Annotated in this window: 24 protein-coding genes and 2 pseudogenes; 3 read left to right on the forward strand and 23 right to left on the reverse strand. The window is 48.1% G+C overall.

The window, feature by feature from the left end; genetic code table 11:
• Nucleotides 1–22: 22 nt before the first annotated feature.
• The 10 genes and pseudogenes from VK70_RS09580 to VK70_RS27125 form a co-directional block, all read right to left on the reverse strand.
• Nucleotides 23–424: a DUF4280 domain-containing protein gene (locus tag VK70_RS09580; RefSeq protein ID WP_025696744.1), complete on the reverse strand. Its 402-nt coding sequence runs from the start codon at nucleotides 422–424 to the stop codon at nucleotides 23–25.
• Nucleotides 425–493: 69 nt separating this feature from the next.
• A complete protein-coding gene (locus VK70_RS09585; protein WP_025696746.1) occupies nucleotides 494–985 on the reverse strand; it encodes an imm11 family protein in 492 nt (163 codons plus the stop codon).
• A 28-nt stretch (nucleotides 986–1013) separates the two neighbouring features.
• Entirely contained in the window at nucleotides 1014–2144 is a 1131-nt protein-coding gene (locus tag VK70_RS09590; RefSeq protein ID WP_025696747.1) for a pentapeptide repeat-containing protein, read from the reverse strand.
• A 13-nt stretch (nucleotides 2145–2157) separates the two neighbouring features.
• Complete coding sequence (locus VK70_RS09595) at nucleotides 2158–3648, reverse strand: contractile injection system protein, VgrG/Pvc8 family (protein WP_025696748.1); 1491 nt, start codon at nucleotides 3646–3648, stop codon at nucleotides 2158–2160.
• Nucleotides 3648–4286 carry a hypothetical protein gene (locus tag VK70_RS09600; protein WP_025696750.1) on the reverse strand — a complete coding sequence of 213 codons (639 nt, stop codon included), beginning with the start codon at nucleotides 4284–4286 and terminating at the stop codon, nucleotides 3648–3650. Before VK70_RS09600 ends, VK70_RS09595 begins: the two co-directional genes overlap by 1 nt.
• Nucleotides 4287–4662: 376 nt before the next feature.
• The gene (locus tag VK70_RS09605; RefSeq protein ID WP_025696752.1) at nucleotides 4663–5031 is read right to left on the reverse strand and encodes a DUF2255 family protein; all 369 of its coding nucleotides are present in this window, start codon (nucleotides 5029–5031) and stop codon (nucleotides 4663–4665) included.
• 12 nt (nucleotides 5032–5043) lie between these two features.
• The gene (locus VK70_RS27120) at nucleotides 5044–5484 is read right to left on the reverse strand and encodes an aldo/keto reductase (protein ID WP_081754913.1); all 441 of its coding nucleotides are present in this window, start codon (nucleotides 5482–5484) and stop codon (nucleotides 5044–5046) included.
• Between the two features lie 7 nt (nucleotides 5485–5491).
• The gene (locus VK70_RS09610; RefSeq protein ID WP_025696754.1) at nucleotides 5492–6040 is read right to left on the reverse strand and encodes an NAD(P)H-dependent oxidoreductase; all 549 of its coding nucleotides are present in this window, start codon (nucleotides 6038–6040) and stop codon (nucleotides 5492–5494) included.
• A gap of 89 nt (nucleotides 6041–6129) precedes the next feature.
• A complete protein-coding gene (dmpI, locus tag VK70_RS09615) occupies nucleotides 6130–6327 on the reverse strand; it encodes a 4-oxalocrotonate tautomerase DmpI (RefSeq protein ID WP_025696756.1) in 198 nt (65 codons plus the stop codon).
• Between the two features lie 70 nt (nucleotides 6328–6397).
• A pseudogene (locus VK70_RS27125) lies at nucleotides 6398–6660 on the reverse strand (aldo/keto reductase); the annotation flags it as partial.
• Between the two features lie 159 nt (nucleotides 6661–6819).
• Here VK70_RS27125 and VK70_RS09620 point away from each other — a divergent pair.
• A complete protein-coding gene (locus VK70_RS09620) occupies nucleotides 6820–7365 on the forward strand; it encodes a TetR/AcrR family transcriptional regulator (protein WP_025696757.1) in 546 nt (181 codons plus the stop codon).
• Nucleotides 7366–7490: 125 nt separating this feature from the next.
• Here the strand turns inward: VK70_RS09620 and VK70_RS09625 are convergent, their stop codons facing one another.
• From VK70_RS09625 to VK70_RS09665, 9 genes are all read right to left on the reverse strand, one after another.
• Entirely contained in the window at nucleotides 7491–8258 is a 768-nt protein-coding gene (locus VK70_RS09625; RefSeq protein WP_025696758.1) for an ABC transporter permease, read from the reverse strand.
• A 3-nt stretch (nucleotides 8259–8261) separates the two neighbouring features.
• Nucleotides 8262–9029: an ABC transporter ATP-binding protein gene (locus tag VK70_RS09630; RefSeq protein ID WP_036641262.1), complete on the reverse strand. Its 768-nt coding sequence runs from the start codon at nucleotides 9027–9029 to the stop codon at nucleotides 8262–8264.
• A 13-nt stretch (nucleotides 9030–9042) separates the two neighbouring features.
• Nucleotides 9043–9909: a pentapeptide repeat-containing protein gene (locus VK70_RS09635; RefSeq protein ID WP_025696761.1), complete on the reverse strand. Its 867-nt coding sequence runs from the start codon at nucleotides 9907–9909 to the stop codon at nucleotides 9043–9045.
• Nucleotides 9910–9923: 14 nt separating this feature from the next.
• A complete protein-coding gene (locus VK70_RS09640; RefSeq protein WP_025696762.1) occupies nucleotides 9924–10253 on the reverse strand; it encodes a PadR family transcriptional regulator in 330 nt (109 codons plus the stop codon).
• A 147-nt stretch (nucleotides 10254–10400) separates the two neighbouring features.
• The gene (locus tag VK70_RS09645) at nucleotides 10401–11360 is read right to left on the reverse strand and encodes an NAD-dependent epimerase/dehydratase family protein (protein ID WP_025696764.1); all 960 of its coding nucleotides are present in this window, start codon (nucleotides 11358–11360) and stop codon (nucleotides 10401–10403) included.
• Complete coding sequence (locus VK70_RS09650) at nucleotides 11357–11812, reverse strand: MerR family transcriptional regulator (protein ID WP_025696766.1); 456 nt, start codon at nucleotides 11810–11812, stop codon at nucleotides 11357–11359. Before VK70_RS09650 ends, VK70_RS09645 begins: the two co-directional genes overlap by 4 nt.
• 156 nt (nucleotides 11813–11968) lie before the next feature.
• Nucleotides 11969–12748 (reverse strand): IclR family transcriptional regulator, encoded by a 780-nt coding sequence (locus VK70_RS09655; protein WP_025696767.1) that lies wholly within the window; start codon nucleotides 12746–12748, stop codon nucleotides 11969–11971.
• A gap of 188 nt (nucleotides 12749–12936) precedes the next feature.
• A complete protein-coding gene (locus tag VK70_RS09660; protein WP_144415213.1) occupies nucleotides 12937–13299 on the reverse strand; it encodes a hypothetical protein in 363 nt (120 codons plus the stop codon).
• A gap of 11 nt (nucleotides 13300–13310) precedes the next feature.
• Nucleotides 13311–15254: a primary-amine oxidase gene (locus VK70_RS09665; RefSeq protein ID WP_046723212.1), complete on the reverse strand. Its 1944-nt coding sequence runs from the start codon at nucleotides 15252–15254 to the stop codon at nucleotides 13311–13313.
• Between the two features lie 319 nt (nucleotides 15255–15573).
• On the opposite strand from VK70_RS09665, the gene VK70_RS09670 reads away from it, so the two are divergent.
• A complete protein-coding gene (locus VK70_RS09670; protein WP_025695614.1) occupies nucleotides 15574–16953 on the forward strand; it encodes an ammonium transporter in 1380 nt (459 codons plus the stop codon).
• A gap of 261 nt (nucleotides 16954–17214) precedes the next feature.
• Here VK70_RS09670 and VK70_RS09675 read toward each other — a convergent pair whose 3' ends face one another.
• Nucleotides 17215–18399, reverse strand: a complete 1185-nt coding sequence (locus VK70_RS09675; RefSeq protein WP_046723214.1) for an MFS transporter — start codon at nucleotides 18397–18399, stop codon at nucleotides 17215–17217.
• A gap of 196 nt (nucleotides 18400–18595) precedes the next feature.
• Here VK70_RS09675 and VK70_RS09680 point away from each other — a divergent pair, with 196 nt between their 5' ends.
• A complete protein-coding gene (locus VK70_RS09680) occupies nucleotides 18596–19138 on the forward strand; it encodes a TetR/AcrR family transcriptional regulator (protein WP_025695616.1) in 543 nt (180 codons plus the stop codon).
• Here VK70_RS09680 and VK70_RS29490 read toward each other — a convergent pair.
• The 3 genes and pseudogenes from VK70_RS29490 to VK70_RS27135 all read right to left on the reverse strand — a co-directional run.
• Nucleotides 19062–19421 (reverse strand): MFS transporter, encoded by a 360-nt coding sequence (locus tag VK70_RS29490; protein ID WP_411431702.1) that lies wholly within the window; start codon nucleotides 19419–19421, stop codon nucleotides 19062–19064. The two genes, VK70_RS09680 and VK70_RS29490, sit on opposite strands and share 77 nt — an antisense overlap.
• Before the next feature lie 177 nt (nucleotides 19422–19598).
• Nucleotides 19599–20366: an SDR family oxidoreductase gene (locus tag VK70_RS09685; RefSeq protein WP_025695617.1), complete on the reverse strand. Its 768-nt coding sequence runs from the start codon at nucleotides 20364–20366 to the stop codon at nucleotides 19599–19601.
• Nucleotides 20367–20454: 88 nt separating this feature from the next.
• Nucleotides 20455–20680, reverse strand: a pseudogene (locus VK70_RS27135) (aldehyde dehydrogenase family protein); the annotation flags it as partial.
• Nucleotides 20681–20719: the final 39 nt, after the last annotated feature.

Raw genomic sequence — 20719 nt, forward strand, 5'->3', positions numbered from 1 at the left:
CCCCCTCGGTCGCCGGATGATGCTACGCTTTTTTCTGCCCGTCATCGGCGATGTAGATGACTCCCTCCGCATGCTTCGTGCACATGATATACGAATCGCTGGTTAACACGGCTTTTCCGTCAATGAGCACATCCGCTTTCCCGTTCATCCACTCCATGTTCACTTGCGGCTCGCACGGCTTATCCAGCGCTTCGCACACGCCGAAGGTGTTCGGGATGTTGACGACGGCTTTGCTGTCCGCCACGTTCATCAGCGGCTGCCCCTGAATATAGGCCCCATGACAGGTCGGCAAATTGAGCAGATTGGGATTGCTGCCACACTGGCACTCCAATATCGCTCCCCTCACCACATAGCTGGCTTCCGCTCCCGCCGCCCCCTCCACGCTGGGAGGGCTAGGTTTTCTGAACGCTATAAAGCTTGCCATTTGTTATCCCTCCTTCATGCTTTCTTCGCAAGCGTTGCCGGTTTTTCGTCTTTTGCTTCGCGCTTTGCTCTAGGCAAGCTCTACCGGGGTGAAGTGAAGCCCTGTAAATCCCCGTCTTTGCAAACTTTCCGCTACATCCAGACGGATGATCAGGATGTCTTCCTTCACTCCCGCCACGCGAAAGATGCGCTCCCGCCTCACTTTTGTTTCCGCCAGCACCAGCGGTCTCAAGGCTCCGCTTGCTTCCACTTGCGTTCGTTCGGATAAGCAGTCCGTTTCGTCCGGCTCCATGAACCAGTAGATGTCCTGACGCTGGGTGCTGCGTTCTGTTAGGACGGCGGAATAAAATCGCAGGAAACGATCGTACTTCTCCAGCAAGCCTTTCATCCGATCCGATACGAGCCAACGGGGATGGTCGATGAAGTCGAGATAGACCGGTTGTTCCCCGTCTTCCTTCACAAATACAATATTTCGCTCGTCAATCTCCATGTCCCGGCTGACTTGTTCCAAACGCAAACCATCTAAAAACCGCTTGTCCTGCTGCAATCGAAAGTAATACACCTGCCTGCTCCTTCCCCCTGTACGTGGTCTATGGGCGAACTTCCGCCAATTGCCCCGTCTCATCCTCTTCCATCCAGATGACCTGCCGTTTCTGTTCTTCGCTTAATGCAAATTGCGCGGCATCCTGTAAGATGATCTTGGCTCCCTGCAGATTAGCGCCCTGAAAATCGGCGCCTTCCAGATCCGCAAACAGCAAGTTCGCCCCTTGCAAATTCGCATGCGTAAAATTCACGCCGAAAGTCCCCAGGATTTGCCCTTCCAGGATCAGCGGCTGTCCGCCTGCCGTATGCCAGAAATTCGCTCCTTGCAGGTCGCAATGGCTGAAATTGGCATCATAGAGCACGCTTTGGCTGAGATCGACGCCCTGCATGTTGCTGCGGGAAAAATCGACCCCTGCGCATATGCTTTTGTTGAGGCGGCTTCTCGAAAGATTAGCGTCTGTTACGTGACTATAGCCCAAGTCGGCGCTTTCGTAGTTGCCGCCGCTCAAATCCAGGTCTCGCCAGTCCTGGTAGCGATTTAGCGAACCGTCCCGCTGCTCCAGCCGGGCACGGATGGCCGCAGCGTCTTTGTCTCTCCGTTCTTCAACCCAGACGTCCTCGCTTAGATCCATATATTCGCCTGCGCGAATGCGGAAAATGTCAGCGCGCCGAAGCTGTTGAAACTCCGGAAGTTCCACGATACGCGGAGCCGCCGCACGAACGAGGCTGATCACATAGTGTCCGGCTATGGCCATGTCTTCCCGCCAGACACGATCGGTTTCCAGCGGCAAGATCTCGCTTCCATAGCTTTTGCGCGACGCCTCGATAGCGTTTCGGTAGGTTTCCAGGTGGGCGTACAGCCATGGCGCCTCGTGCAGTTCGATGCAGGCCTCCCGGTCCAGATACCAGCTGTCGTCATACGCTTCCAGGCTGCACATGAGTTTTCCCTGCCCTAGCCAGGAACGCAAATACGACACGTGCATGTAGGCGATGGGCCGCTTATGTCCGGCTTCTTGCATCGCGTGAATGCGAAGACACAACTTCCGAAAGGGTTCGATCCACTCCTTGGTATACGCATGAGCCTGCGCGTGAACCTCTGCGCCGATTTGCCGGATCATCGTTTCCCTCTGCTGCGAGACATCTTGCGTAAGCCATAGTTTCAACGCGTCCTGCTGCAATGGTTTTCTCTCCTTAATTGTTATGGACTTGCGTTCCCTTCACATCGACGCGGTCTTCGAGCACCACGGAGCTGCCCTTGCAAGTCATCTCTAATTTTTCCTGGGCGGTGATCGTGATTTTTTTCGAGGCTAACATCACTTCTTCCGTCGCTTTCACCGTCACGTTTTTGCTGCTGACAATGGAAATGCCGTCTGCATCGCTGAGCATAATGGATACGCCATCGCCCGTGATGAGGATATGATCGGGAGCGAGCACGATCATCTTGCCGTTCTTGGTCTTGATGGTTTTGATGCTCGGATCTTCCATCGGATCGCTTCCGCCGCCGCTTGCTGATGCCGTGCCGCCGCTCGATGCTCCTGCCATGCCGACGCTTTGCCCTCCGCTTGCCGATGGCGGTTCCGCTTTCGGTTTCGGCACGGAGCTGATTGCAATGACATCCTCTTCTTTATGCGTTGGAAAATAGACGCGCACATCGTCGCCGATCTCCGGCATGCAATACCAGCCCGCATTGTCTTCCGAAGCGTAGATGGTCGAGTACGGAAACCAGAACGCTGTGCCCGCGTCTTGCTCGGGATCGATGTTCAGATGCGCTTGAATCCGGTCTTTGGCTACCGCAATCACTTTGCCCTGCAGCGAGACCCCGACGATGGCCATGTTATATTGCTTTCGCCGGCTCAAGCCCAGCCGCGTGCCTAAGAAGTACGTATGCTTTAACAGCCCGTCCTTCATATCCGTTCTGACTTCGCTTACGACAAGCTGCTGGTTGTCGAACGCAACCTCCATGCCGATGTCGAATACTTGATCGGTTTCCACTTCATAGAAGATGCAATCGCTCTCGCTCAATTCCGGCACTTGTCCCTGCACCGACAGCTGATACAGCTCCATCCGTTTATGTATCCGGTAATGGTATGCGTTAACTTCCCCCTTAAAACCAGGCTCCGGAATGCCAAAGTGCACCTTCGGGGAATCAAAGCCGATCGCCGGCACAAGTCCGGTGTTAAAGTGGGATGCCAACCGTTTCAATAGTTCCCAGTCGGTCTCCCGGTACTGTAAAATCATGCGGCCAATAGCCGCGCCATTCGAAGCTTCATCCATAACGTCCGCGCCGTCGTAATCCTGTACGATCTGATCCACCAACTGCGCATACGCAAGTCCCGTATCTTGAAATGTACGTTCCTTTCGCGTCACATCGAACTGATACGATAGCGATACCGCCTCCATTTCGATATGGTATACGTCCCGAACGTGATAGATTTGTATATTCGTGACCATGCCTTGAAACAGGGTTCTCTTCCCGCCTTGTTCCAGCCTTTGCACAACGGCCACATTCATTCGGGCATAATCCATACCGGCATAACCGGCCTTCTGTTCTTCCGGCACGATGCCCTTCAGACGAAGCGTAGCGTGCTCGTTGATTTGCTGTACAATCGTTAGCTCCCGGATCGATTCTAACGCAAACGGCGTGACTTCAATGTCCTGATAAGTCGCATAAGATCGTTCCATTATGCATCCCCCTCTTCCCGTTCCATCGGGTTGATTTGCAGGGAATCCATGATGCCAAGCGCAATCGGACGCCACTGCTCCTGATATCGCTCCATGCAATTGAGACCGAAGAAGAGCCCTTTCCCCTCCAGTTCTATGAAAAATATGCCATTATACATCACACCGTCCAGCACAGGCACGGTAAATTCATAAAAGCCCATCTTGCGGCCTCCGACCTCGCGCACCCCTTCTCCCAACCACTTCGCATTCGGCTGCATCCGTTTGATCAGGAAGCTGAGGTCTTGCACAAACTGCTCCATTTCATTGTTAACCATTCTGTTGTTTGTGGGATTTACGGTTAGATTAATCTCCAGCGTTTCATCGGTGTAGATGATTTTGGGACGCCGTTCGGCGGGATATTTGATCCTGGCATACTCCTCCGGCATAGGCTCGAAGAAATCCGGCACAAACATGAAAACCTGATTCGGCACTACCTCCGTCCTTTGAAACGAAATGATCTCATCGCCCAGTGCAAGTTCCCCTGCTTGAATCGCTTGGCTGACGTTTTCGGGGGATAATGCGGCTTTCAGCACCTCTTGCTTCTCCATCTGTTCCTGCTTGCCAATCAGCTCAAGCCATTGTTCGTCCATATGTTCCATAGGCATCCCTCTTTCGCTTCAGATTGCATTTGTGCAGCTTTTCTTATGTTCATATATGCTTTCGTGATGCATCCGTCATGACGAATGCAGATCCGTCGGGTAGACTCCCGGCCAACAATAACTGCAAAAAAAAAGAGCAATGTCCGGTCTTCGTTGAGGTGGTCTATCTGATTTCTCATAAAAGATAGGAACTTAGAATCAGCTCCAATCAATCGGCAATACCTATATCGACGGAATGTCTTGAGACTTTTAGATATATTTAGAATTTGTTATCATAAATTGTTATATAGTCCTATTTTATGGGTCTTTCTTCCTATTCAACAGAAAAAAGCCCCGGAAACCGGCTTCGGCTTCTGGGGCTCTCCAATATTTCTCTTCATGTGCACACAATCTTCTGCCAATTTGTTAATAAACCTCTCACGGAAGCATTACAGCCCCTTCTGTCAAAAGAAAATAAAGTATTAGACGCGTCGATGAGGTCGTTAATGGGACCGTCAACCGGCTCGAAGGTAACCTCCTTGGTTATACCGGCGGCAGTAATCCGCCCGGCCTTCTGCTGTACCGCGGCTTGGTACCATCGAGAGTTACGCCCATTATATGCTCGCACATAAAGACCATCGCCGATCATCACGGACCAAATCCAGGTCGGGGTCCCGTAGGTCACCCCGTCCTCACGGAACGGTGAGATATGAAGGTCATCGGCCTCGGCGATCTGTCGCAGTTCATCTTTAGACCAATTGCTCATTATCCAGTCCTCCTACAATTTCGAATGTCCTGAATTATTGCCAATCGTTTCAGCTTCGTCAGGATTAGAGCCTCCACTGTTATTTCCACCACAAGCTGCAGAAGTGAAGCCCAATACCAGAGCGAGAACCACAGATAATATTTTTCGCATACCGTTTGTTCCTCCAGCGTTGTCATTTTCTCCCGCAATTTGTGGAGTGAATTTCGTTGAGATCAGCACATCATTACGACTTTTGGTAAAGCTCCCCAGAATCGTTTCTGAAGCGCCCCTCCCATATGCAGCCGCTGTATCCCATAAATTGAATCCGGCATCCATCGCCGCGTCAAATACCGGCTTTAAGTCGGTTTCTGTAAGATAATTCCCGAAAACGGCATCCCCGCCAGCTTCGCCGGTGCCCCATGACCATGTGCCCAGAGTAATCGAAGGGATGTTTTCATTCGTCTTTTTAACAATCTACTTGTTACCGCACGGCAAGTAGCGCAAGTTCAGGGTTCAATGCATAAGTCACGTAATCCTTGGCACTTTGCTCAAGCTCCTCGTCTGACAGGTGTTGCATTACCCCGTTCAATATATATGGTGTCAAATAGCGCGTGCCAATCAAGTTACTGGTTGCCTGAAGAGGTCGCAGTAGCTCTTGGACGGTGTATTTAAAATTGCCGTCTGGCGAATAGTTTTCTTCAGCAGCTCCGGTAGAAACGGCAATCAACAGTTCTTTTCCGTGCAGCTTATCCCCTTTGCTTCCAAAAGCCCAACCATAGGTAAGGACTACATCCTCCCATTTTTTCAACAATGAAGGCGTACTGTACCAGTAGAAAGGGAATTGCAAAATGATGCGGTCGTGCTGCTCCAATAGCCTCTGCTCGGCTGCGACATCGATTTTCTCATCGGAGTAAGCCTCATAGACACGGTGAACGGTGACGCCCACTTGCTTCTCCATTTCTTCCGTCAAGCGTCGATTAATACGGGAAGCCGTTAAATCGGGGTGAAAAACAAGAACGAGTGTTTTCATTGCAAAATCTCTCCTTAAAGAATAATTTTTTCTTCCTTATAAAGCGGCATTACCAAGTTTCACATCCTGCATTTATTAGTCCTCACTTTTCAATGAATGTTGTCATCTCTGTCAGCTAAAAGCTGCCCTGCAACACCTATATTATCTCTTTCATTTTCCTTTACGAAAACAAAGAATGCTTGTTCAGGTATATTCATAATATTTGAAGCTGATGCGGTAAGTTCATTTACTAGCTTTCTTTTTTGTTCTTTAGTTAATTTAGCTGCTTCAATTGTTATCACAGGCATAATTTTGTCCTCCTTGTTTACTTAAAAATGACCAACGATTCGATGCGGTACATACGGTTCTTCCAAGCTACGCAAGTGCGATATGAAAGCGGCGAACGCCGTGGTTCTCTGCAAGATTCGCAACCCGGTTTACCACAGCTGGTCTGCGTCTGCTGTGGCATCATATTTTTGTTTTGCAACTTGATCGGTTCCGGTACGATGCGTTGTTGCCTCCCGAGCCAATCTTCCTCCCACGAGCGGGCTGTAGGCATAACCCCGATTTTTTTCTTCCTTATAAAGCGGCAACACCTCCCTCTCCTCTTCACGGCAAATGAGGTTCAAATGATTTTGCATGGGCTACTCCAAACGAAATAAACATTGATTGCTTAATCAACCCGCGTTTATAATTCTAAGCGGAAACAAAATCCTTGCAATGGGCAGTTCCTCGCGATGTGTGGATTACTCAACAAACCATAAATAATTGCCTATTATTTAAGAAGGGGGACTTTAGAAATGACAAAAGTAGATAGACGGGTACTCAAATCTCAAGAAGCGATAAAGAAAGCAATTCTTGAACTAATGACTGAAAAAAACTTCGATGACATTACAATCCGGGATATTTCCGACAGGGCAAATGTTAATCGAGGCACAATCTATCTCCATTACGCGGATAAATTTGACTTGCTTGATAAGATTATCGAAGAACATATAAGCAATCTCCGTGAACTTTGCCATTCTGCATCTGATATGACTTTCAAAGAAGGAAATTATGTTTGGTTTGAATACTTTGCGAGTAATTATTTATTCTTTTCCACAATGTTGACCACAAAAAGCGCGGCTCATTTTCGTAGTCGGTTCCTTGACTTAGTCGTCCAAGAGTATAGCGTTGAGGTGGATGTAACCGATGGAAAAAATCAAGGATTAAGCGAAGAGGTTATTCTTCAATTCTTTGGGGCAGCTGTCATTGGGGCAGTGGAATGGTGGTTTAAGAATGGAATGCCACTTCCACCTCGTGTTATGGCAGAACAGACAGGGGTATTGTTGGATAGGAATTTTTGATTAATAGGCTGCCGATGTGAAGGGGGGCAGGTTCGCATTTGTTGTTCACTGTGATGAATGCACATTAACTTAAGCGGCGATGGATCAATTCCTTCGCCGCTTGTTGAAGTCCTTTTGTAGGACTATCATACTCGCTTTTTATACGCTCTCATTGCAAAGATATAAGCCATGAGCATAATTCCAACACACCACGCGAGAGCGATCCATATATCGTTGCCGAGCGGCTGACCTGACAGCAATGCGCGGATGGCTTCTACGATCGAGGTCACCGGCTGGTTTTCGGCAAAGACGCGAACGACGGTCGGCATCGACTCGGTTGGCACAAATGCCGAGCTGATAAATGGCAGGAAGATAATCGGGTAGGTAAAGGCGCTCGCGCCATCGACCGTTTTTGCGGACAGTCCGGCAATTGCTGCGACCCAAGTTAAGGCCAGAATAAACAGCGCGAGTATGCCGGCTACGGTAAGCCATGGCAGCACTCCCGCGGACGAACGAAAACCCATAGTCAACGCTACGAGAATGATGACGACCACCGATATGGCGTTGGATACCAGCGAAGTCAGCACATGCCCCCAAAGCAAGGCGGAACGTGAAATCGGCATGGTGTGAAAACGCTCGAATATGCCCCTCTGCACATCGGTAAACAAACGGAAAGCCGTGTAGGATATTCCGCTGGCAATAGCCATAAGGAGTATTCCGGGTAAGAGGTAATTCACATAGTTATCCGTTCCGGTTTGAATTGCGCCGCCGAACACATAGACGAATAGCAACATAAACGCGATCGGCATGAGGGTGACCGTGATGATGGTGTCCATACTGCGGAAAATGTGACGCATGGAACGTCCAAGCATAACGCTAATATCGATGAAGAAATGTTTCTTTGCCGCCTCCATTTACTATCCCTCCTGTTTGCCGACGATTGCGAGGAAGATCTCCTCTAATGTCGGTTGTTTTTCAACATACTCCACCTTTGCGGACGGGAACATCTTTTTTAGCTCTGGGAGCGTGCCGCTCGCGATAATCCTGCCTTCGTGCAAAATGGCAATCCGGTCGGCAAGCTGCTCGGCCTCCTCCAAATACTGTGTGGTGAGAAGTACTGTCGTCCCGCCGTCGGCAAGCTCCTTGACAATCTTCCAAACCTCGATCCGTGCCTCCGGGTCAAGCCCGGTGGTCGGCTCATCTAGAAAAATGATTTGCGGTTTTCCCACAAGGCTCAAGGCGATGTCGAGCCTGCGGCGCATCCCCCCCGAGTAAGTAGACACTCTGCGGTCTGCAGCGTCTGTCAGGCCGAAGCGTATTAACACGTCTTCCGCAACCTGGCGTGGGTTTTTGAGGTATCTCAGCTTGGCAATCATGATCAGATTTTCCCGTCCAGTCAAAATTTCATCCACGGCGGCAAATTGCCCGGTCAGACTGATCGCCTGCCGCACGTGATCGGGTTTAGATGAAACATCGAATCCGTTTATGGCTGCGGTTCCGCCGTCTGGTTTGAGCAGCGTAGTGAGGATTTTGACAACCGTTGTCTTGCCTGCCCCGTTGGAACCAAGGAGAGCGAAAATACTGCCCTTTTCCACCTCGAAATCTACGCCCTTCAGCACTTGATGCTGCTTGTAGGATTTTTGCAGTCCTTTTACTTGAATGGACTTGGTTTGCACGGTTTGCATCGGATTACCTCCCTTAAATGACAGTAACTTTTGACAAATCGGCTTCCATGCCTTTGAGCAGAGCAAAGGTCAGTTTATCCATCGTTGCTCCGTCAAAACAGATGGTTTTGATTGCGCGATAATACTTCTTTGACAAGGTAAACGCAGACTGAAATGATACATTTTTGAGTGTAGCGCCCCTGAACGAAACTTCGTTTAATGCCGCTTTGTCAAACGTAACACCGATAAAAGTTTGCCCGTCGAAACATAGCCCGCGAAGGTCGGAATATTTGAAGTTGACGCCATCAAATAAACAACTTTCGAAAATTGTTTTTCTAAGATCGGTCATCGTTAACGTCACGTCGGTTAGTTTTACGCCTGTGAATTTGGCTCCGTCAAGCCCCGACTTGCTGAAATTGGTTCTTACGAGGATCGTCTTATTGAAGCTTGCATTTGCCAGGTCAAGCGCGGATAGGCTGCAGTCCGTCAGATTCGCGCCGTCAAAATTGGCTTCTCGTACGTCGCTGCTCTTAAACGAACTGCCGGTCAAATCTGCGCCCGAAAAGTCGGAACCGTGCAACGCGCTACCTTTAAACTGTCCTTTATGGGCCGTAACGCCTGCAAAGTCGCTTTTCGCCAGGTTGCTTGCGCTAAAGTTTGTCAGTACTTGCCGTTCCAGCGAGCGGGAGAGGTTAGCGACCTCCAGAATCGTCTGCTCAATGTCACCGATACTCTCAATAGTCATCTTAAACGCTGTTTCATCGTCTTTACCTTCAGCTCTGAGTTCACTATACCGTTCCTGTAAATCGGAGAGCAGGTCGGCCTTTAATTCGGTGACGCTTTTTACCCCGTCGTATGGCGTAAAAACGCCGTTCAAATAGTCCGTCAATCTCTGATTCATCAAATCAAACCTCCTTATAATAAGTTATCTAACACGCGCTTTGCATACTCCCAATTGCTTTTGTTACGGGCGTAAGTCTCCTTGCCCCTTTCGGTAATCCTAAAATACTTGCGCCGTCCGCCCTGTGATTCATCGCCCCAATACCACTCGATGTCGCCGTCTGCTTCAAGCCGCCGGAAGCTGGAGTACATCGTGGCTTCCTTTAATTCATACTCGCCGCCCGAACGCTCGGCAATCAGCTTGACAATCTCGTAACCGTAACGATCAGCTTCGGATAAGAGCCGTAAAATCATCGTATCCGTATGTCCGCGCAACAGGTCGGATGTGATCTTGTTCTCGCTCATTCAATCACCTCCACACCAGCATGATAAGACATATTACTATGTCTGTCAAGGTAATACTTTAATTATAGTACTTTGTCTAAAATAATTCATGCATCCATAATAAAAAACCGCGCAGAGCGCGGTTTTCTTGGGAGTATACTTGCGATGTCATTCAATTTCAAACCACTGATGTTCCACCATATAGGCAACACTTTCTTCCACGGTTTCCAAAAGCGTATGTCTTGGATAATATTCAAGCAGGCGTTTTCCTTTTTCAATACTATAATAACCGCTGCGGACGATATGATAGTATGTCCGATCAATATAATCCTTATCGTTTGTATAGTTACACCATTCGTCCCACGGAAGAAACTTAATTTTTTCCTCCTGCCCGAAATAACGGTACATCGCTTGTGCATAACCCAGCAAAGTAATAGATTCTGCACCTACTGCATGAAAACTCTCGCCTAAGGCTGATTTCCGATGAGTAATTGCATTAAAGAAAACCTGCGCCACATCGTCTGCATGCACATGATGCAATGTTTCCATACCAAAATTCGGAAGTGTAATTTCTTCTCCACGCCGGATTTTGTCAAAAATCCAATAATCATGATTGGCAGTTGGATTCATAATAACCCATCCTGGACCTGAAATCTGTCCTGGCATGATAACAGTCTCTGGAAAACCCTCCTGCCGGTAAAGGTTATGTAGGTACTCCTCGCTTTTCGCTTTCTGTATACCATATTCGTCTAACGGAAATTTAGGCTGGTCTTCAATTACTGGCAAAGCAGTTGACTTACCATGCGCCCAAATAGAGGAGCAGAAAATATAGTGGGAGAGATTTGTATTTTTCAGGGCTTCTGCCATACATTTTGTATCTAACAGCGAAAAGTTGATTAAATCAACAACAACATCTGCATTTATTGCAGCAATTTTTCTTTCAAATTCTCCTTCCGATTCTTTATCTCGGTCAAGAGTCATCTGTTCAACATCTCTCCAAGCAGCATCTTCCTTGTAGGGTTTGCTTTGTCCACGAGTAATGCTAATTACCTTATGTCCTGCTTTGACTAACTTAGGAACGAGATAGGTTCCAATATGACCACTTCCACCAATCACAACAATTTTCATCGTGATCCCTCCTTGCTTTCTAAATTTACTATTTTACTAAGCGCTATGTCTGGTGCTTGGTTGTCTTTACTCCAATGTACCTCTTCTGTTCCTGCCTCCAATGCTGTTTGGTAATACCTGCATTTAAATTCAATACATTCACGGTAGACTTCCAATTCTGCTATTTGCCGGTCAACCTCCTTTTTTCTCTCCTGAAACATATCATAACGTCGCTGGATTGATGCATCCCCTTCCATCGTCCAACCAATAAACGTCCGAATATCCTTGATTGACATTCCTGTTTTCTTTAGACAATGAATGACATGCAAAAATTCCAAATCTGATTCATCAAACATCCGTACTCCATTTGCATTGCGCTTTACAAAGGGCAACAGCCCTTCATTATCATAGTAACGTAGTGTATATGCAGAAATATTCATTTTTTCAGCCAACTGTCCGATTGTGTAATTCATTATTTTCCTCCATTTTCCTGACCGTCTTTGTGGAAGTATAAGCCTTAGAGTCAACTGTAAGTCAAGGTTCTTTTTGAGGGGAGCTCCCTCCAACTTTACAATAAAAAAGGACAATTCCGTTTCTTTAAAACGGATGTCCATATAAGGTGTATAACACTATTTTTCTTTAAGTCGGTATGGAGTGCGGAACCCGAGTTCTTTCGAAATCATTTCGGCATATTTTTTGACATAAAAGCTGTACTTCTCGATATTTTGCGAGGTAAAACGAAACGAGGGGCCTGCACAATTAATGGAACCGATAACCGTATTATCGTAGGAGAAAACCGGCGCTCCGATACCTGTCGTACCATCGGTCGCTTCTCCGGATGTCACGGCAAACCCCTGCTGGCGAATGATCTCAATTTCCTGTTCGATATAGTCCCGCGTCAGCGGCTTCAGCGAAGGAACGGAGCTCCAATCCACGTTCGACAATATTTTCTCCCGTTCCTTTTGGGGCAAATAAGCCAAAATAACGCGGTTGGAAGCTCCAATAAACAGCGGCAGCCTGAGACCGATCGGTTCCGATATTTTAAGGATTTGCGGGGAATCGATGCAATCGATATACACCCCTTCTTCGTTTTCCCTTGTAGCCAAGTAGACGGTCTCATTCGTTTTTTGCGAAAGCTCCTCCATATAAGGCTTGGATACAGAGCGGAGCATAAGACTATCCCACATCAAAAAACCGTATTTCATGACGGATAAACCGAGCTTGTACCTTCTGTTATTACGATTTTGAGCAACAAATCCATACTTCGACAATGAGTTTAAAATCCGATGAACACTTTGGACAGGCATATCCAGTTCCCTGCTGATTTCAGTAACACTCATCTCCTTTTCGCTCCCCTGAGGAACAAGGATATCTAGTATCTGGATCGTCTTTGAAATGACACCGCACATCAAACCCACCTCTTCTCTGTTACTATTTATGACATGATTATAACACAAGTATTTGGCCGCACCTATGCACTTTCCCGAATAACGGGAAAATTCATTAAAAAATTAGATAAAAAACCGGCGCAGTTATAGATTCTACAAAAAGACAACCCATGCTCCAGAAACTGGAAGATGGGTTGTCTGCTACTTAATTATAACGACAGTACGGTATATACTCCCATAGCTAATACACCGATTGAAACCGCGCTGCATAAATAGGTGTGAAACGTGCCGCTTCCCCGCTTTTTCCATGCCAGGGCAAGCTGTCTTACAGCAAAATACATGCTTATTAGATTGATTATAAAGAGTGCTATCATAAGCAGCTGCATCAAACTTGAGCCGCTTCCAGCCATATGATGGTGATCATGCATCTGCAAGTCCGCTGATGCTCCCATCAACATAGTGACTGTCAATCCATGGACAAGATGAAGCGGGAGGACCGACACGAGGAATAACACCGACAAGGCAGAAAATTTACTTTCTTTGCCCATGGACCTGATTTTTTGCAGCATCATCCATCACTCCTTTAGCTCTGGCAGCCGTCCGTTTTGACCGCGCTGCTGCAGTAGTTTTTCTTCGGCATCGGCGGAAGATTGATTGCCGGACTTTGATTGAAGAAACTAACCGGTTTCAGCATGAAGCCAATGTACGCGGTAGGCATAACCGGCCAGTCTTCAGGACGGGGAACATGCGTATGACCCATCGTATACCAGACAACGATGTCCGAATTGGCAACAGGCCGATCCTGTTCCGCCCATGACGACAAGCCTTCTCCGCCAATATGCTGGTTCGGATATTTGCCGCTTGCGTAGATTTCGTCTTCGTTGTACGGCGTGACCCACAAATGATGTTTGATGAAGCCCGCACGCTTTAACAGGCTTGAGTTTTTCGATGCGAACGGGAAACAGTTCTCGCCAGTCACGATTTTGTAGCCAACCGATTGGCCCAGCTCGTTCTTGACGTTATCATTAACAATTTTCCAGTAACGAGCTGTTTCCAGCTTAATGTCCCGAATTGCCTTCTGCTCCGTTTCAAGCAGCGTCGATTTCGCATAAAATGCATTCTCACGGGGGTTTCCTTCTCCAAGCTCCTCCGGGACTACGTCCACTTCGTAAACGGAATTGTCATTGCCATCGATTTGTATGTCCATACGTACATTGAAGAAATGCTGATGATTCGGCGCATACAGGTCTGGTCCTACCAGGTTGCCATATTTCGGCGTTTCACCCGGATGCAAGCCCGCCGTTGACAGAATGCCCGTCAGCTTGACCTCAAATTGAATGTTGCCGTCTTGATAGAAATACCAGAAAAAGCCGTATTCGTAGTTCGCAACCGTAGAGATAGAGGAGACAACCAGCCTGCGCGAACGTCTTACCTCGACATCATTGGTCCGCCAATCCGTATGCTTCCAGAGAATGCCGAAGTCCTCCTCATGCATACAGATCGCATTTTTGATCGTCATCAATTCGCCTTTGCTGTTTGCCATGACGCCATCGAAATATTTGATGTAACCGACGCAATCGCAACCAAGCTCCAAACTGTTGGCGAGCTGACCAATTCCGTATTCCCCGCTGTCAAAGGCGTTTTTGCGGTTTTGGATCGGGCCCGGATCGCCATACGGGACAACCATTTCGGATAAGGAGCCGCGGTACATAACCGGACGCTCGCGGCCCTGATCCTGGTACGTTACCGTATGGATCGTCAATCCTTCTCTGGCGTTGAAGCCGATACGGAATTTCCAGTTTTGCCATTCCACCTCATGACCATCAATCGTAAAGCTCGGCCCTTCCGGCTGCGTAATTTCAACCGGTTTGATGCCGGTGCGCAGCGGACCTACGCGGTCAGGCGTATAATTGAATTCCTGCATCGGGATTTTCGTGTATTCGTATTCCTCCACCCGCAGCACTTCCATTGTATTCAGATCCACGATCGGCACGAGCGGCAGCGGGCGGGCGTAGCCGTTATCCTTCTCGTCGCTGCGCAGAAAACAAAGCGGACGGGCCAGACGCACTGTTGCATCTTCTTCCGTTCCCCAGTTGCCCGGCGACCAAAGATCAACCATCACAAGCTCCGGCGTTTCGATGCCCAGACGTGCCAGCGCATCCTGGAATTCCGGACTGGCTTTGACAGCCTCCTCGCATTCCACTTGCTCATCAAGCATGATCATCGGCTGGACGCCCGGAACGTGCTTCCACGACACGACCTTCATTTGGCTTAAAGAAACAACCGCTTCATAAGTAGCATTGTCTATGCTATTTAGAACAATAATGAAAGCTTCACGGTCAAACGGCTCCGCAGCGGAATAGCCGAGGACCACTTCCTTCCTGGGTTCCTTTAACATTACCGACACGAACCGATCCGCAGCGCTCAATTGTTGTTCTTCTTTCAGAATGGCTACAGCTGCCAAGATTTCTTCCTTGCTAAGCGGCTCCAAGGGGTGTTTTCCAAGTTCTACCGTTAATTGTGTCATCTCGTTAACCTCACTTTTTAATTTATTGATGTCAACTCATGTGACCATCTTATGTAATAAATCATACTCGCTACAGCCCTCTATCCCGCATTATGAGAAACTGCGATTTTTTATTTGGTTTTCTCACAATGTGGGAAAAGGGGCGTTTTCACTAATTTTATTGCCCATATTTACCAAGAGTGGTTATTTAGTTCAGTTTTTATAGTCAGAAAATTTTCTGATTGTCCCGCATGATGAGATAAGCTCATTTTGGAAAAGTACAATATCTTGTAATAATTGAGTCATATAACATAACACATCATTCAGGAGGGAATAAACCATGCTGTTAAAGCAGAAAAAATGGCTCTTGTCCATGGCATCCTTTTTCGTTTTTTGTTTAACCTCATTTCCTATTACCGTGTTCGCTGCTGGTGAAGCGCCGGCCGTCGATACGGGAGATACGACCTGGCTGCTCATTTCTACCGCGATTGTCATGTTTATGTTTATGCCCGGTCTCGCACTATTCTATGGTGGATTAGTAACGCACCGGAATATCGTCTCGACCATCATGTATAGCTTCAGTTCCTTTGTTGTCGTCACGATCGTATGGGTATTGTGGGGGTATAGTTTTGCATTCGGCTCCGGAGTCGGGGGCATCTTCGGCGGATTCGACTATCTGGGGTTCAATCAGGTTGGCCAGGATGCAAAAGAAGGACTGACGATCCCTCATCTTATATTTGCGATCTACCAGGGGATGTTTGCCTCGATCACAGTGGCGATTATATCCGGAGGCGTCGTCGAACGTATCCGTTTCTCGGTTTGGATCTTCTTCTCCGCTCTATGGGTAACGGTCGTTTATGCTCCAATGGCTTATTGGACGTGGGGCGGCGGATGGCTATCCAAGCTGGGCGGGCTCGATTTTGCGGGAGGAACGGTCGTCCATATTCTCTCCGGCGTCAGTGCGCTGACGGCGGCGCTGATCGTCGGAAGACGCCGGGCATACCGTGAACAGGCACCTCCGCCGCATAATCTCGTGTTCTTTCTAATCGGTGGGATGTGCCTGTGGTTTGGGTGGTTCGGGTTTAATGGCGGCAGTGCGCTTGCATCCGGGGGACTTGCTTCGCTCGCTTTTGCTACGACACAAGTTGCGGCTGCTGCCGGCGGTGTCATATGGCTGGTGATGGAGTGGGCACTTCGCAAAAAACCGACGCTTGTCGGAGCCGTTTCAGGTGGTATTGCCGGCCTTGTTGCAATTACGCCCGCTGCCGGTTACGTCTCCATTATGTCTTCGATGATCATTGGCGGCGTGGCGAGCGTTATCTGTTATTGGGCGCTGAATGTGCTAAAAGTGAAACTGAAGTACGATGATTCCTTAGATGTATTCGGCCTTCATGGAATCGGCGGAGCATGGGGAGCAGTCGCAACCGGCATTTTCGCCAGCAAAGATGTAAACCCGGCAGGTGCGAACGGTCTTCTTCACGGAAACCCTATGCAGGTCGTCACGCAAACGATCGATGTCATTGTTGCCGTTCTTTTGGCCGTGATAGGAACATTTATTATCTTAAAGGCAATCTCCCTGTTTACTTCGCTGCGCGTAACCGAAGAAGAAGAATGGACAGGACTGGATACAAGCATACATGGCGAAAATGCTTATAACACATCCGAAGCTTCATCAGCAATTTCGCCTCCGGTCCTCGGATCGATACGAAAGCAAACATAGTAGTAGATTGTAGAAACTTTCCCCACTTAAGTAGCGGAGAGGACGGAACGATTGTGGAAAAGCGGTAGCGGTCGCCTTTGTCTCCGGATTTTTACCGCTGAGGAAAATAAATAAAATCTGGAGACAACAGCGATTGGAACAACGGTCCGTTCGCGCAGCGTCCACCCAAGTGCCTACTCTTATCTTACGCAAAAACAAGGGGTGTCCCAAGCAGCCATTGTGGCTTTTGGGACACCCCCTTCATTTTGCTAGCTTGTTTATCTATCTTCTTGAACCAGCAGCTTTTTGTTGTGTAGAGGGATTAAACATATATTTTCTAAGAAGAATAGATGCCAAACTCATGATCAAGAAAAGAACCCCAGCTATTACGATATATTGGGCACCCATCCCTGAGATAAATAACCCACCTACTGAGGTTCCAATCGTCACCCCCAAGTTACTGCAAGATAGAAACATTCCATTAGCAAAGTCAGGTGCTTCTTGAGCAGACGAGGAGATCCAATATTGACTAACATTATTTCCTATCGCAAATAATATCCCCCAAAACAAAAGGGTTATCAACATGGGTACAACGGACTTCCCTGTAAGGAACGACAACATCAGAAATAGCCCTAATACAATGGGAAAAAATGTTGCCGTTCTCATAGCATTTTTGGTAAGGAATCTTCCTCCCGCAAAATTTCCGACGAGACTTGCTATTCCAAATATAAATAATGCAAAAGTAAGGGTTGTCCCCGATATATGGGTAACTGCACCCAGATATTCCGCAATGAAACTATTTATACTCGAATTCGCCGATCCAATGAATACGACTGTAGCAATAGCTACCCACATGATAGGCTTTTTTAATACGCCGATTTGAGTTCCATAAGTAAGTCTTTCTTTAACAGGCATTGAAGGAATAAAAACCAATGTAGCTATTAGTGCTAGCGCATTTACAATAGCAAAGAATAACATGGCCATTTCTACAGAAGTTACACTGGCTATATAAGTAGTAATTGGCACGCCAAGAATCATACCTGCGTTTACTCCTAATATTACTTTAGAAACAGCTTTTGGAGCTTCTTCTTTGCTAACGGAAGTAGCGGCTACCGTCAAAGCCAAAGCACAATAAATGGGATGAAAAAAGGCCGGAACTATGCGAGCAATAAGCAAAATGGTAAAGCTCGATGTTAGTAAAGAGACAATATTACCGGCAACAAAAATACCAAGTACAAGCAGCATGACCTTCTTGCGATTTATTCCTGAAAACAATAACGGCAGGATGGGACCAGATATTGCAACCGCCAATGCAAAGAGACTAACTAGCAACCCCGCTTCGGTAACACTGATATCAAACCGTTCAGCGACTACAGGTAATATACCTACGATCCCCATTTCAGTAGTTAATATCCCAAAAACCCCTACTGTCAAAATAAGTATAAGCAAATTATTCTGTCTAACCACTACAAGTTATCCTCCAATTCTCATGAGTAAGATTAAATATCAAAATAACTACTCCACATAAATGGATTATTCCCCACATGTGTATTATTATATCTGTATGACCATTTCTGCAATGACCAAATGGATCGCTTTTGCGGAATAAGTAACAGAAACAAATATATTGTGGATTATTTTATTGAAAGTTGGTGTCGCTCGCATGCGTAAAGTGGATCGGCGAATACTCAAAACTCAAGAAGCGATAAAAAAAGCTGTGGTTGAATTGATGACAGAAAAGGACTTCGATCAGATAACTGTCCAGGACATCTCCGACAGAGCAAACGTTGATCGTAAAACGGTCTACCATCACTACAAGGATAAATTTGACTTGTTGGATAAGCTCATTGAAGAGCACATCAATGAACTCCGAGAAATTTGCGAATCTGAATCGACTTCTCCAGAAGGCAATTTCAGTTGGTTCAAATACTTTGAAGAGAAATATTCCTTCTTTTCGGTGATGCTGGCTAGTAAAGGAGCTCCATTTTTTCGCAAAAGATTCCTTGAGTTTGTTATCGAGGATATACGCAATGAATGGGAAATGACCGAAGGGAAAAAGAGCGGATTAAGCGAGGAGGTTATTGTACAATTTTTCGCACCAGCATACGTAGGACTCGTGGAATGGTGGTTTACGAATGGAATGCCCTATCCGCCAGATGCCATGGAAGAACAAGTGGGGATGATGCTAGAGAAGAACCTATCGTAGTTTCTGCAAAAAGAAAAACCAGTCCGTCACTAAGATCAGTGCCAGACTGGTTTTGATTCCGAACCTGTTTCATCTGGTTTGCAGGTTGACCCGGAAAATCAGGTACCCTCCACAACACCCAGCCGATTAAAACAAGAGCCAGAAGAGACATGAGTCCGAATATGGCGCGCCAGCCGATGAAGTCGCCGAGCAAGGTGCCGAACGGTACGCCAAAGGTCAACGCAATTGGTGTTCCTACCATTGCGATGGCCAGAGCACGTCCCTTCAAGGCCTCCGGGACCATACGCCGCGCATAACCGGCGATCTTACCCCACGCCGCACCTGAGGTACCGCACACGCACACCGCTCCCGACTGGAGGTGCGGCTGGTCGCGCGTCGGGCGTCTGGCGTCCCGCGCGGCAGTAATCCGCACACCGCCCGACAGCCAGCAGGGGACCTTCGGACCGTGAAGTTCAGCAGATCACCAGGGCACTGGGCCGTTTTCGTCGAAGAAACCGCCCGTCGGGGCTTCGTCGCCGACGGTGGCCCAGTGCACCGAGGCGCGTGCTCCCTCCTCCGTGGTGAGTACACCACGGAAACCGTTCAGGTCGGTTGCGACGTATCCGGGCGTCACGGCATTGATCTTCACATGCGCCAGCGCAGGGTCGTCGAGGAAGGCGTTTGCGTACTTGACGGTCAACATGTTCAATGCTACTTTCGACGCCGAGTAGGAGAACGATTCGTGGGAGCGGGCGAACATGGACCCCGTCTCGGTGGCCCTGGCGAACATGGCTGAGTCACTGGAGACGTTGACGATCCTTGGCGACTTGGATTCGCGCAGCAGCGGAAGCATCGCGTGGATAACGCGGACCGTACCGAAGACGTTGGTCTCGAACTCCGTATGCATGCCCTCGGCGGTCACCTCGGTCGCCTGCTTGCGTACGATAACGCCCGCATTGTTCACGAGCACGTCCAAGCGCCCGAAAGTGCTGCGGACGTATTCGGCTGCGGTCGTGACTGAGGTATCGTCCGTGATGTCGATCTGGAGGGGTTTCACCGTGAGGCCAGCCTCGGCGAGTTCCTGGGCCGCGTCGGCTCCGAGCTGGGCGTCTCGGCTGCCGAGCAGAACGGTCATGCCTCGCTCGGCCAGCTGGCGCACCGTGGCCAGCCCCACCCCCTTGTTGCCCCCCGTGACCAGGGCGTACTTGGCATCATTCATCTTAGCATCATTCATCTTAGCGTCATTCATGGATGTCACTCCTCGTATTAATAGAATAAGGAACCGTAAGTGTTTTTTTTGGATCTACGTCAACGTTCATGGCGTTGCGCATATCTTGTTATCCTTCCAAATTAGAACTCATTATGGTTTTAGGCTCGAGATATTCTTCGAGGCCAAATATGCCACCCTCACGCCCGATTCCTGATTGTTTAAAGCCACCATAGGGAGCTCTCACCTAATCCATACTCTGTGTCATTTGCAATTTCTACCACTTCTTCCTCTGTTCGATACGTTAAAATAGATAGTACGGGTCCAAATATTTCTTCTCTGGCAATCGTCATATCTCTTTGATGTTCGTGAGAAAGTTTTAAATGCTTCTTTCG

The organism is Paenibacillus durus ATCC 35681 (assembly GCF_000993825.1).
Lineage (GTDB): Bacteria > Bacillota > Bacilli > Paenibacillales > Paenibacillaceae > Paenibacillus_AQ > Paenibacillus_AQ durus_B.